We start from the raw sequence: 12,543 nt of genomic DNA, 5'->3' as shown, positions 1-12,543 counted from the left end.
CGGGCCTTGGGCAAGGGCCCTTCGGCGCGGGGCCGGTGACAGGTGTCACCGGCCCCTGCTGGTGTTCAGGACGGCCTTCGGCCGCTGAGCACGCCGGCTGTCGTGTCGCCGTCGCCGGAGGTGCCGCCCGGCGAGCCCCAGCCGCCGCCGTCGTGGCCGCCGGGTCCTCCGGAGCCTCCGGGGGTGCCTCCCGGGCCGGTGTCGCCGGGCGGGGTGCCTCCGGTGTCCGCGCCGGTGCCGCCGGTCGGCGGGAGGCCGCCGATGTCACCGGTGGTGCCCTCGGTGATGCCCTCGGTGGTGCCGTCCGTGCTGTGCTCCTCGGGGTCCTGCTCCCGGCCCCCGGTGTCCTGGTCCCGGGGGTCCTGGTCGCCGGTGTCCGTGTCGCCGTCGTCCTCGCCGTCGGTGTCCGGCGTCTCGACGGGGGCGGTGGGCGGTGCCGCGGGCTGGTCGGCGCCCGGCTGGAGCTCGAGGTCGAAGTCGGTGACCGGCTTGTTCTTCAGGGCGTTCCGGGTGAACTGGGCCCAGATCCGGGCGGGCGGTCCGCCGCCGTTGACGCGCTCCAGGCCCAGGGCGCCGTAGAGCGGCTTGTGGTGGGCGGTGACCGGGTCCTGGCCCATGACGGACACGACGGTGGCCAGGTCGGGGGTGTAGCCGGCGAACCAGGCCGCCTTGTCCTCCTCGGCGGTGCCGGTCTTGCCGGCGGCCGGGCGTCCGGCGGCCTGGGCGGCGGTGGCGGTGCCGTTCTGGACGACGCTGCGCAGGACCGCGGTGGTGGTGTCGGCGGCCTGGCGGCTGATCTTCTGGGACTCGTCGCGTTCGGGCAGCTCGACGGTGTCGGTCCCGTTCCTGGTGATCTTCTTGACCAGTGTGTACGGGATGTGCCTGCCGTGGTTGGCGAGCGTGGCGTAGGCCTGGGCCATGTCCACGACGCTGGCGTTGGCCACTCCGAGCGCGATGGACGGGGTGGCGGTCAGGGACGGGGTGTCGGCCGGCAGGCCGAGGGCGAGAGCGGTGTCCTTGACCTTCTCGCAGCCGACGTCCACGGCCATCTGGGCGTAGACCGCGTTGACGGACTTGTCGGTGGCCTCGCGGACGGTGATGGTGCCGTAGGAGCGCTGGTCCTCGTTCTCGGGGGCGTAGAAGCCGTTCCAGCCTTCGACGGGGCGTTTGTTGGTGCCGTCGTAGTAGGTGTTCGGGGTGATCAGGCGGCCGTCGCGGGTCTGGGCGGCGTGCTCGACGGCGGCGGTGAACACGAACGGCTTGAAGGTGGAGCCGACCTGGAAGTCCCGGCGGGTGGCGTTGTTGGTGTACTGCTTGACGTAGTCGATGCCGCCGTAGAGGGCCACGAGTTCGCCGGTCTTCGGGTCGATCGCGGCGCCGCCGGCCCGGACGTAGGTGTCGACCTCGCGGTTCTTCTTGTCGAGCTTGCTCATCAGCTGGTCGTCGACGGCCTTGACGAAGGCGTCCTGCTGGCGCTTGCGCAGGGTCGTGGTGATGCGGTGGCCGCCCGCGTCGAGCTGTTCCTCGTCGAGGATGCCGTTCTTGGCCAGGTAGTCCTTGACCGCGCGGACGATGTAGCCGCGCTGTCCGGCCATGCCGATGGGGACGGTGGCCTCCTTCGGCGTGGGAAAGGTCGTCCTCGCCCGCTCGGCGGGGCTCAGCCAGCCCTCGGAGACCATGCCGTCCAGGACGTAGTTCCAGCGGGCCAGCGCGGCGGGCTTGTTCTCCGGGTGGGCGACGACGTCGTACCGGCTGGGGGCGTTGACCAGCGCGGCCAGGTAGGCGGCGCGGGCCGGGTCGAGGTCCTTGGCCTTGATGCCGTAGTACGCCTGGGCGGCGGCCTGGATGCCGTAGGCGTTGCGGCCGAAGTAGCTGGTGTTGAGGTAGCCCTCGAGGATCTTGTCCTTGGACTGGTTGCGGTCCAGCTTGATCGCGATGAAGAACTCCTTCACCTTGCGGGTGATGGTCTGCTCCTGGCCCAGGTAGTAGTTCTTCACGTACTGCTGGGTGATCGTGGAGCCGGACTGCCGGCCCTTGCCGGTGGCGGTGTTCCAGGCGGCGCGCAGCATGGCCTTGGGGTCGACGGCGGACTCGGTGTAGAAGTCGCGGTCCTCGGCGGCGAGGATGGCGTGCTGGGCGTCCTTGGAGATCTGGTCGAGGCCGACGTTCTCGCGGTTGATCTCGCCGTCGCGGGCGATCTCGGTGCCGTCGGCGTACAGGTAGACGTTGGCCTGTTTGACGGCCAGGGCGTTGGCGGGCGGGATCTTCACCAGTGAGTAGCCGAGGAAGAACGCGCCGATGCCCAGCAGGACGACGACGATGAAACCGCCGAGCATCATGCGCCAGGTCGGGATGGCCCGGCGCCATCCGGTGCGGCGGGGCCGGCCGCCCGGACCGGCGTCCGTCGCGTGCGCCGCCGGTGGCTGTGGCGCGGCCTCGTCCCGGTGCGGCGGCTGCGGCATCGGCTCGTCGCTCATTGTGTGTACGGACTCCTGTTTTCGCGTCGTACGTTCCCGTACGTCCTCATGCGCCTTCTGCGTCCCTGGATGAAGACTCTCGCATCGGACGTTCCGTTCCCGGCCGCGCGCACCTGCCAGGCCGGAAAATGCGTGGAAAGTCACGTCCCGGGCGTAATAGGCTCACGCGCTTTGTCGTCATGGACGGCGTCATGGATGGCGTCATGGGTGCGGGGAGGCGGATGGGCGTGGGCGCTGGACGGTTGTATGCGGCCGTCGCGGCGAGAGGGTTCCGACGGTACGCGACGTACCGGACGGCGACGGTGGCGGGGGTGTTCACGAACACCGTGTTCGGCGTGATCCTCGTGTACACCTATCTGGCGTTATGGGGCGCCCGGCCGCATCTGGGCGGCTACGACCCGGCGCAGGCGGTGACGTACGTGTGGCTGGGGCAGGCGTTCCTGGCGGCGCTGGCGCTCGGCGGGGGCGGCGTCGAGGACGAGCTGATGGAGCGCATCCGTACGGGTGATGTCGCGATCGACCTGTACCGGCCGGTGGATCTGCAGCTGTGGTGGCTGGCGGCCGATGTGGGCCGGACGCTGTTCCAGCTGGTCGGCCGGGGGGTGGTGCCGTTCGCGTTCGGGGCGCTGTTCTTCCCGGTGTCCCTGCCGGCGGACCCGCTGACCTGGCTGGCGTTCCTCGGTGCGGTGTCCCTGGCGATGCTGGTGGGCTTCGGGATCCGGTTCCTGGTGGCGTTGAGCGCGTTCTGGCTGCTGGACGGCATGGGCGTGCAGCAGATGGCCTGGCTGGCCGGGATCTTCTGCTCGGGGATGCTGCTGCCGCTGAACGTCTTCCCGGGCACGCTCGGCGAGGTGGTCCGGATGCTGCCGTGGTCCTCGCTGCTCCAGGCTCCCGCCGATGTCCTGCTGGGGCACGCGGACCCGCTGGAGACGTACGCCTTCCAGGGGGCGTGGGCGGTGGTGCTGCTGGCGGCCGGGCGGCTGGTGCAGGCGGTGGCGACACGGCGGGTGGTGGTGCAGGGTGGCTGAGCTCACCGGGTACCGCGGGGCCGGCCGGCTGCTGGACGGGCTGCGGACCTACCGTCTGGTGGCCGGGATGTGGATCCGCTCCACGATGGCCTACCGCGCCTCCTTCGTCATGACCACGCTCGGGAACTTCGTGGGGACCGCGCTGGACTTCGTGGCGATCCTGCTGATGTTCTCCCATGTGGACGCGCTGGGCGGCTACTCGCTGCCCGAGATCGCCTTCCTGTACGCGCTGGCCAATACCGCCTTCGGCCTCGCCGACCTGGCGATCGGCTCGATGGAGCGGCTGGGGCGGCGGGTGCGCGACGGCACCCTTGACATCCTGCTGGTGCGGCCCGCGCCGGTGCTCGCCCAGGTGGCCGCCGACCGGTTCGCGCTGCGCCGGGTGGGCCGGGTGACGCAGGGCGTGCTGCTGCTGGGCTGGGCGCTGGCACGGCTGGACGTGGACTGGACGCCGCTGAAGCTGCTGCTGATGCCGGTGATGGTGATCAGCGGCTGCGGGATCTTCTGCGCGGTGTTCGTGGCGGGGGCCGCCTTCCAGTTCTGGGCGCAGGACGCCTCGGAGGTGCAGAACGCCTTCACCTACGGCGGGACCACGCTGTTGCAGTACCCGCCGACGGTGTTCGGCAAGGAGCTGGTGCGCGGGGTGACGTTCGTCCTGCCGCTGGCCTTCGTCAACTGGCTGCCCGCGCTGTATGTGCTCGGGCGGCCGTATCCGCTGGATCTGCCCTGGTGGACGGCGTTCGCGCCGCCGCTGGTCGCGGTGGGGTGCTGCGCGCTGGCGGGAGCGGCGTGGCGGGTGGGGCTGCGGTCGTATCGGAGCACGGGAAGCTGAAGGGGTGTGCGGAGCCGTATGGCGACAGCGGTGAACGGCAGGGGCGGCCGGGACGGCACGGGTGGCCGGGACGGCAAGAGCGGCGGGAACGGCATGGGCCACGGGAACGGCATGGGCGGCTCGGACGGCTGGGCCGACGGGGGCGGCGCGGACGGCGGGGACGACGGCTTCATCGAGGTCGACCGGGTGGAGAAGGTCTTCGAGGTCCGCAGGAGGACCGGGTTCCTGCGGCGTGAGCGGCGGCAGGTGCGGGCGGTCGACGCGATCTCGTTCCGTGTGGCGCGCGGCGAGATGGTCGGCTGCATCGGCCCGAACGGCGCGGGCAAGTCGACGACGATCAAGATGCTCACGGGGATCCTGACCCCCAGCGGCGGCCGGCTGCGGGTCGCCGGCATCGACCCCTCCCGTGAGCGGACCCGGCTCGCGCAGCGCATCGGGGTGGTGTTCGGGCAGCGCACGACCCTGTGGTGGGATCTGCCGCTGATCGACTCCTACCGGCTGATGCGCCGCATGTACCGCATCCCCGACGCCCGGTACCGCGCCAACCTCGACCGCTGCGTGGAACTCCTCGAGCTGGGCGGTCTGCTGGACGTCCCCGTACGGCAGCTCTCGCTCGGCCAGCGGATGCGCGGGGACATCGCGGCGGCCCTGCTGCACGACCCGGAGGTGCTCTACCTCGACGAGCCGACCATCGGCCTGGACGTCGTCAGCAAGGCCAAGGTCCGCGGGTTTCTGCGGGACCTGAACGCCGAGCGCGGTACGACGGTGCTGCTGACCACCCACGACCTGCAGGACATCGAGCAGTTGTGCTCGCGGGTGATGGTCATCGACCACGGGCGTCTGGTGTACGACGGCCCGCTCGCCGGTCTGCACCAGGCGGGCGGGAACGAGCGCACCCTGGTGGTCGACCTGGAGCGGGAGCTGCCGCCGATCGAGCTGCCGCCGGCGCGCGTGGTGCGGGTCGAGGGGCCGCGCCAGTGGCTGGCCTTTCCGGCGGACGAGTCGGCGGCCGAGCTGGTCGCCCGGATCGCGGCCGCGTACCCGCTGGCCGACCTGTCGGTGCGGGAGCCGGACATCGAGGCGGTCATCGGGAGGATGTACGCCGAGAAAGCGGTCTCGTAGGCTGCTGTCATGACGGAAGACCTCCCGGAGCTTCGCGCTTCCGACGCCGATCGTGAAAGAGTCGCCGAACAACTGCGGGACGCCCTCGCGGAGGGCCGTCTCGACATGACGGAGTTCGAGGAGCGGCTGGAAGCGGCGTACAAGGCGCGGACCTACGGCGAACTCGCGCCGCTCACCCGGGACTTGCCCGCACCCGGGGTGAGTGCTCCGACCGTCGACATGACCAAGCGGCCGGAACAGAACGGCGATTGGGCCGGCCGGGTGGTCGGCGGCGAGGGAACCTCGTCCTGGGCCGTCGCCGTCCTGGGCGGTTTCGAACGCAAGGGCGGCTGGGTCGTGCCCAAGCGGTTCAACTGCTTCACCTTCTGGGGCGGCGGCACCGTCGATCTGCGCGAGGCCAGCTTCGCCGACCGCGAGGTCGAGATCAACTGTGTGGCGATCATGGGCGGTGTGGACGTGATCGTGCCGCCCGGTGTGGAGGTCGTGGTCCGCGGTGTCGGCATCATGGGCGGCTTCGACCACCGGGAGGACGGCGTCCCGGCCGAGCCGGGCGCTCCGCGGGTGATCGTGACCGGCGTGGCCTTCTGGGGCGGTGTGGGCGTCCGGCGCAAACTCACGGCGGCGCAGCGCCGCCATCTGAAGGAGGAGCGCCGCAGGGAGAAACTGGCCCGCAAGGAAAACCGCCGAGAGCTGTGGTGAGAACCGGCGTGGCGCGGTCGTCATGGTGCGGTCGCCCATGACGCGGTCGTCCGCCCTGTGGGCGGCCGTGGAGAGGGCGGCGGACACGGCGGCGATCAGCGCGAGGACCGCGGTCAGCGGGGCACAACCGTGACGCCTGGCCATGCGGGCGTCGTTCTCCCCGGTTCCCCTCGGTTTTTCCCCGGCTTTCCTCGGTTCTCCTCGGTCTCCCGTTGGTCCTCCGTGGCCCTTCGGGTTCCTCGGACGGTGGAAGCCCGAAGCTCCGATCCGATGAGCACACGTCTCTTCCTGGGCTCGGGAACGTTGACAGGACCCTGCCGACGACCCCTTCCCGACAGGCGCCGGGAACTCTCGTTCCGTTCCGGGAGTCGGTCAGGAAGGGACAATTGTGTGCGGGATCACCGAACGGGTGGAGCGGATGGAACAGACGACACAGGACGGCCCGGACACGACACAGGCCGCCTCCCGCCGCGCGATGACCGTGTTCAGTCCCGCCGACGAGGAGCGGGCCCGCGGGGTGCGCCGGATGAAGCTGACCGCTACCGGGCTCCTGCTGTTCGTGGCCGTGGTGTACGCCCTCGCCACCTGGGCCGGGCACACGGGCGCCGGTGCCTGGACGACCTATGTGGCAGCCGCCGCCGAGGCCGGCATGGTCGGCGCGCTCGCCGACTGGTTCGCGGTCACCGCCCTCTTCCGGCACCCGCTCGGCCTGCCCATTCCGCACACCGCGATCATCCCGAACAAGAAGGACCAGCTCGGCGTCTCGCTGGGCGAGTTCGTCGGCGAGAACTTCCTCTCCCAGGAAGTGGTGCGCCAGCGGCTGCGCGCCGTCGGCATCAGCAGCCGGGTGGGCGCCTGGCTCGCCCGGCCGGAACACGCCGACCGGGTGACGGCGGAGCTGGCCACCGCACTGCGCGGCGCCCTGACCGTCCTGCGCGACTCCGATGTGCAGGCCGTGATCGGTGAGGCGATCAACCGCAGAGCCGAGGCACAGGAGATCGCGCCCGGCCTCGGCAAGCTGCTGGAGAGGATCGTCGCCGACGGCGGCCACAAGCGGGCCGTCGACCTGATCGTCTCCCGCGCCCACGACTGGCTGGTGCTGCACAGCGACTTCGTGAGGGACGCCGTCCAGGGCGGCGCGCCCGGCTGGACCCCGAGGTTCGTCGACCGGAAGGTCGGTGAGCGGGTCTACAAGGAGCTGCTGCGCTTCGTCACCGAGATGCGGGACATGCCCGGCCACCCCGCGCGCGGAGCCCTGGACCGCTTTCTCGCCGACTTCGCCTCCGACCTGCAGTCCGACACCGACACACGCGCGCGTGTCGAACGGCTCAAGGGCGAGGTGCTGGGCCGCAGCGAGGTGCAGGACCTGATCGCCTCCGCCTGGAGCGCCCTGCGAACCATGATCGTCTCGGCGGCGGAGGACGAGCGCAGCGAGCTGCGTCTGCGCGCCCGTGCCTCACTGCTGTCCCTGGGGGCCCGGATGGCCGAGGACCCCAAGGTCCAGGGCAAGATCGACGGCTGGCTCGAGGGGGCGGCGGTGTACGTGGTGACGACGTACCGCAAGGAGATCACCTCCCTGATCACCGATACCGTCGCCGGCTGGGACGCCCAGCACACCACCCGCAAGATCGAGGCCCATATCGGCCGCGACCTGCAGTTCATCCGTATCAACGGCACGGTGGTGGGCGCGCTGGCGGGCCTGGCGATCCACACGGTGTCGAGGGCGCTGGGGGCGTAGACGGTGCCCCGGGGCACCGGGAGCCGCCGCGGCGGCCTCACACCCCCGTCGTCGAGCCCGGCCTGACGATCATCAGAACGGTCACCGCGGCCCAGAGCAGATTGAACGCCCCGGTGAGCATCGCGAGCCGGACGGTGGCCTCACGGGTGACGGCGGGAGCGGTGGCGACGGCGACGTCACCGCCGTCGCCCTCCGCGGGCCGGCGTTCGAGGCTCTCGGCGATCGCGGTCTGCCGGGGCAGGACGAACGCGACGAGCAGCAGGGCGGCGAGCGCGGTCAGCACCATCGACACGATCAGCCACGTATCGCCGAGCACACCCATGTTCTTGGCCGTGGCCATCCCGAACACGGGAACGACGACACCGACGACGGCGTACACCCGGCAGATCCGCAGCAGGAGCCGTACGGTCTCCACGGCCCGGGGATCGTCGGGCGCGGCCAGTGCCCTGCGCGCGGCGGGCGGGAACATGCTGGCGGCGACGGTGACGGGCCCGATCGCGACGATCGCGGCCAGAACATGCACGGAGAGAAGGAACGCGGTCACGCCCCGACGCTAGAGGCGCGGCCGGCTGCGAAGAAGTGGCGAGAGTGCCAGCTGTCAACGGATTCTCGCCACCGCCCGTGCGGGTGGCGGACGGCCCCGCCTACGCTCGCGCCATGCACATCGTGGCCGTTCTGGCGCTGGACCAGGTGATCCCGTTCGACCTCTCCGTCCCCATCGACACCTTCGGCCGGGTACGGCTGCCCGACGGTGAGGAGCCCTATGAGGTCCGGGTGTGCTCGGTGGCGCCGGAGGTGAGGGCGGCGGGCGGTGCGTTCACCGTGCGGGCGCCCCACGGCCTGGAGACGCTGGCGGAAGCCGACACGATCATCCTGCCCGGACAGGCCGACCCGGCCGAGCCGCTCCCGCCGGGCGTCGCCGACGCGCTGCGCACGGCGGCGGCGAACGGCACGCGCATCGCCTCGATCTGCGTGGGCGCCTTCGTCCTTGCCGCCACGGGCCTGCTGGACGGACGGCGTGCGACGACGCACTGGGCCGCGGCACGGCACCTGGCCGAGCGCCACCCGAGGGTCACGGTCGACCCGAAGGTGCTGTACGTCGACAACGGCCAGTTCCTGACCTCGGCGGGCGCCGCCGCGGCGCTGGACATGTGCCTGCACATGGTCCGCAAGGACCATGGCTCGGCGGTCGCGGCCCACACGGCCCGCATGTCGGTGATGCCGCTGGAACGGGAGGGCGGCCAGGCCCAGTTCATCGTCCACGAGCTGCCCCCGGCCCCGGCCGGCACCACGCTCGAGCCGGTCCTGCGGTGGCTGGAGGACAACTGCGACCGCAACCTCACCCTGGAGGAGATCGCGTCCCACGCCGGCATGAGCACCCGTACCCTCAACCGGCGCTTCCGCGAACAGACCGGTACGACACCGTTGCAGTGGCTGCACCGGGCGAGGGTGCGGCGCGCCCAGTACCTGCTGGAGACGACGCCGTACCCGGTGGAGCGCATCGCCCTCAAGGCCGGCTTCGGCTCCCCGACGGCATTCCGGGAACGCTTCCGCAGGGTGGTGGGGACGAGCCCGAGGGCGTACCGGAAGGCGTTCCGGACGGCGCGGGACTGAGGCAGAGACGCGGAGCCGCGGAACTGCGGGACTGAGGGAGAGCAGACCTGCCGGAGGCCGTGCCCACCCACCGCCACCGGCACCGACCGGGAACGGACGCCCCCCGCCGTGGACCACGCCGCCCGGGGGCGGTCATTTCGTGCCGCGGACCACGGCGAGGGGGCAGTGGGCGTGATGCAGCAGGGCCTGGCTGACCGACCCCAGCAGCAGCCCGGTGAAACCGCCGCGGCCCCGGGCACCGACCACCAGCAGCTGGGCGGACCGGCTCGCCTCGATCAGGGCCTCCCGGACTCCGCCGTGCACCATCTTGTGCTCCACCACCACGTCCGGGTGCCGCTCCTTGTGGCCGGCGATCGCCTCGGCCAGCAGACGCTCCTCCGTCTGGGCGAGCGTGCCGGGCGGGTTCGCGTACGGCGCCGACGCGTCCTGGGGTTCGGGCAGGGGCGCGTTCCACGTCGTCCAGGCGTGCAGCGCCACCAGCGGTGCCTTGCGCAGCTCGGCCTCGGCGAAGGCGAAGTCCACCGCCTTCTCGCCCGCGGCCGAGCCGTCCACGCCCAGCACGATCGGACCCTCGGTCTCCGGTTGTCCGCGCACCACCAGCACCGGACACCGGCCGTGCGCCGCCAGATGGACCGCCGTGGACCCCACCAGCAGCCCCACGAACCCGCCCATGCCCCGGGACCCGACCACCACCAGATCCGCGGCGCGTGACTCCGCCTCCAGCACGGTCAACGGCTCACCCGTCACCACGTCGGAGGAGATCTCCACCTCCGGCTCCGCCGTCCGCGCCCGTTCCACCGCCTCCGCCACCAGGCGGTCGGCCATGTTCTGGAGCCCACCGTCCGGCGGACCCAGCGGTGACGGTCCCAGGGGCACAGGCATCACCGGCCAGATGAACGCGTGCACCACCCGCAGCCGTGCCCCGCGCAGCCGCGCCTCCCGAGCCGCCACCTCCACCGCGGCAAGGCTCGACTCCGACCCGTCCACACCTACGACCACCAGACCGGGCACCGGAGCTCCTTCGTCCGAGACTTCCTCTTTTGCCCAGCCTCTCCCAGACGGCGCCGTGCCGCATGGGCCCAAGGGACCTCTCCACGGGGCGGTTCGGCGCACAGGTCCACGCCGGCCGGCAACCGCGACAACGAGACACGGATCACACGCGTGGGGCGCGTGAGGTTGTCACAACCGCGGGCCCGGCTCCGTCGTATGGGCGCACGCGTGAACACAAGCAGTAGAACTGACTCTTTCGAGGAGCCCGGAATGGAAGCTCTGGAAGCCCGTCTTCCCCTGCAGGACAACCCCGTCGCGGCCGCGTTCGTCCGTCGGCTCGTCTCCGCGGACAAGACGCTCGCGGAGTCGGGACTTCCGACGTCGACGCAGGAGCTGGTGAAGATCCGCGCCAGTCAGATCAACGGCTGCGGTTTCTGCGTCGACATGCACACCAAGGAGGCCGCCCGCGCCGGCGAGTCGGCCGTACGCCTCAACCTGGTCGCGGCCTGGCGTGAGGCCACGGTCTTCACCGAGGCCGAGCGCGCCGCTCTCGAACTGACCGAGCAGGGCACCCGTCTCGCCGACGCCGCCGGCGGTGTGACGGACGAGGCCTGGGCCAACGCCGCCAAGCACTACAACGAGGACCAGCTGGCGGCCCTGGTCTCCCTCATCGCCCTGATCAACGCCTTCAACCGCCTGAACGTCATCATCCGGCAGCCGGCGGGCCACTACGAGCCGGGCATGTTCGACTGATGCCATTGACTTAGACCGCACCTGCGGGGGCCCGGTCCTTTCCCGGACCGGGCCGCCGCAGGTGTATGCCCCAGGAGCTGGGACGGACGCCCGAACCTGAGTCCATGCTTGTCAATTTTCATTCCTTCCCTTATATAAGAGGTGGGGCACCGCACAACAGTGCCATCGGGAGGGAGTGACTTGTAATGCTCATGCGCTCCGATCCGTTCCGCGAACTCGATCGCCTGGCACAGCAGTTCTTCGGCGCCGCCCGCCCGGGTGCGATGGTGATGGATGCCTACCGCTCGGGGGACGACCTCATCGTTCACTTCGATCTCCCGGGGGTCGACCCGGAGAGCATCGACATCGACGTCGAACGCAACGTCCTCAGCATTCACGCCGAGCGCAGGTCCCCGGCCCCCGAGGGCGCCGAGACGATCGTCGCCGAACGGCCCATGGGCAGCTTCTCCCGCCAGCTCTTCCTCGGCGAGACCCTCGACACGGATCGCATCGACGCCTCCTACGAGGCAGGCGTCCTCACCTTGCGCATCCCCGTCGCCGAGCAGGCCAAGCCACGCAAGATCCAGATCACTGGCGGCAGCGACCGCAAGCAGCTCGGCGGCTGACGCGGCGTGCCGCACGCGTCCCGTGGGCTCCGTACCCGCCCACGGGACGCGACGACGTGTCCGGACGGATCCACGACCCACGCGGAGGAGGACCGCAGGATGATCGCGCCAACGGTACGGGGAGAGACCACGACGCGAGACATGCATGCCCGTGACGAAGCGGTTGACCAGCGGAAGTGGAGGGAACTGACGGAGCGGGTGCAGGAAGCCGGCCAGTACACGACGAGGGCGGAGGCGGAGCGCGTCACCCGCATCGTCCTGTCCGTCCTCGGCGGCCACGTCACCGGTGACGAACGGGTGGAGCTGGCCCAGGCCCTTCCCGAGGAGGCGGCCAGGGTGATCGCCTCCCAGATCCCGGTCACCCGTCCCCTGACGGCCGCGGAGTTCGTCGACGCGGCGGCGGCCCGCATCGACGGCTCCACCCCGGCCACGGCCCGCTGGGACGTCAGCTCGGTCCTCAGCGTCCTGGCCGACCTGCTGGACGAGGACCTGCTGACCCGCATCCTGAACCAACTCCCCTCGGGTTACGCCCTGCTGTTCGGCCGAGCGGAGCTGACACCGGCGCGGTGACCCACGCGGACGCCCTGCGCACGGCGGCCGCCGCAGGAGCTCGGGTGCCTGCGGCGGCCGCCGCGTATCGGCCACCTCCGGTTGTCTCCGGCGACGCTCCCCACCGCGCCGAGGC

The 12,543-nt window shown here is 71.2% G+C and carries 12 protein-coding genes; 9 read left to right on the top strand and 3 right to left on the bottom strand.

All coding sequences use genetic code 11. The annotated features are described in order from the left end of the window. Positions 1 to 65: 65 nt before the first annotated feature. On the bottom strand, positions 66 to 2,477 hold the full coding sequence (locus ABD224_RS06410; RefSeq protein WP_344047715.1) for a transglycosylase domain-containing protein: 2,412 nt from the start codon (positions 2,475 to 2,477) through the stop codon (positions 66 to 68). Between the two features lie 221 nt (positions 2,478 to 2,698). Between ABD224_RS06410 and ABD224_RS06405 the strand changes: the two genes are divergently transcribed. From ABD224_RS06405 to ABD224_RS06385, 5 genes are all read left to right on the top strand, one after another. Then, on the top strand, positions 2,699 to 3,505 hold the full coding sequence (locus tag ABD224_RS06405; protein ID WP_344047713.1) for an ABC transporter permease: 807 nt from the start codon (positions 2,699 to 2,701) through the stop codon (positions 3,503 to 3,505). After that, the gene (locus ABD224_RS06400; protein WP_344047710.1) at positions 3,498 to 4,337 is read left to right on the top strand and encodes an ABC transporter permease; all 840 of its coding nucleotides are present in this window, start codon (positions 3,498 to 3,500) and stop codon (positions 4,335 to 4,337) included. Before ABD224_RS06405 ends, ABD224_RS06400 begins: the two co-directional genes overlap by 8 nt. Positions 4,338 to 4,448: 111 nt before the next feature. After that, the gene (locus ABD224_RS06395; protein ID WP_344047786.1) at positions 4,449 to 5,459 is read left to right on the top strand and encodes an ABC transporter ATP-binding protein; all 1,011 of its coding nucleotides are present in this window, start codon (positions 4,449 to 4,451) and stop codon (positions 5,457 to 5,459) included. A 9-nt stretch (positions 5,460 to 5,468) separates the two neighbouring features. Continuing rightward, positions 5,469 to 6,158: a DUF1707 SHOCT-like domain-containing protein gene (locus ABD224_RS06390; RefSeq protein WP_344047707.1), complete on the top strand. Its 690-nt coding sequence runs from the start codon at positions 5,469 to 5,471 to the stop codon at positions 6,156 to 6,158. A gap of 418 nt (positions 6,159 to 6,576) precedes the next feature. Further along, a complete protein-coding gene (locus ABD224_RS06385) occupies positions 6,577 to 7,896 on the top strand; it encodes a DUF445 domain-containing protein (protein ID WP_344047705.1) in 1,320 nt (439 codons plus the stop codon). Positions 7,897 to 7,933: 37 nt separating this feature from the next. On the opposite strand, the gene ABD224_RS06380 is transcribed toward ABD224_RS06385, so the two are convergent. Beyond that, positions 7,934 to 8,440 carry a hypothetical protein gene (locus ABD224_RS06380; RefSeq protein ID WP_344047703.1) on the bottom strand — a complete coding sequence of 169 codons (507 nt, stop codon included), beginning with the start codon at positions 8,438 to 8,440 and terminating at the stop codon, positions 7,934 to 7,936. Between the two features lie 113 nt (positions 8,441 to 8,553). On the opposite strand from ABD224_RS06380, the gene ABD224_RS06375 reads away from it, so the two are divergent. Next, positions 8,554 to 9,510 (top strand): GlxA family transcriptional regulator, encoded by a 957-nt coding sequence (locus ABD224_RS06375; protein WP_344047701.1) that lies wholly within the window; start codon positions 8,554 to 8,556, stop codon positions 9,508 to 9,510. A 132-nt stretch (positions 9,511 to 9,642) separates the two neighbouring features. On the opposite strand, the gene ABD224_RS06370 is transcribed toward ABD224_RS06375, so the two are convergent. Then, entirely contained in the window at positions 9,643 to 10,521 is an 879-nt protein-coding gene (locus ABD224_RS06370) for a universal stress protein (protein WP_344047699.1), read from the bottom strand. Between the two features lie 258 nt (positions 10,522 to 10,779). On the opposite strand from ABD224_RS06370, the gene ABD224_RS06365 reads away from it, so the two are divergent. The 3 genes from ABD224_RS06365 (at position 10,780) to ABD224_RS06355 (ending at position 12,428) form a co-directional block, all read left to right on the top strand. Then, entirely contained in the window at positions 10,780 to 11,253 is a 474-nt protein-coding gene (locus ABD224_RS06365) for a carboxymuconolactone decarboxylase family protein (RefSeq protein ID WP_344047784.1), read from the top strand. A 185-nt stretch (positions 11,254 to 11,438) separates the two neighbouring features. Further along, positions 11,439 to 11,858 (top strand): Hsp20/alpha crystallin family protein, encoded by a 420-nt coding sequence (locus tag ABD224_RS06360; protein WP_344047697.1) that lies wholly within the window; start codon positions 11,439 to 11,441, stop codon positions 11,856 to 11,858. Positions 11,859 to 11,999: 141 nt separating this feature from the next. After that, positions 12,000 to 12,428: a DUF2267 domain-containing protein gene (locus ABD224_RS06355; RefSeq protein WP_344047782.1), complete on the top strand. Its 429-nt coding sequence runs from the start codon at positions 12,000 to 12,002 to the stop codon at positions 12,426 to 12,428. Positions 12,429 to 12,543: the final 115 nt, after the last annotated feature.

This window comes from Streptomyces thermoalcalitolerans (genome assembly GCF_039525155.1).
Taxonomy (GTDB): Bacteria; Actinomycetota; Actinomycetes; order Streptomycetales; family Streptomycetaceae; genus Streptomyces; species Streptomyces thermovulgaris.
The sequence above is the reverse complement of the archived record's forward strand: the minus strand, read 5'-3'. Positions and strand labels throughout refer to the sequence as shown.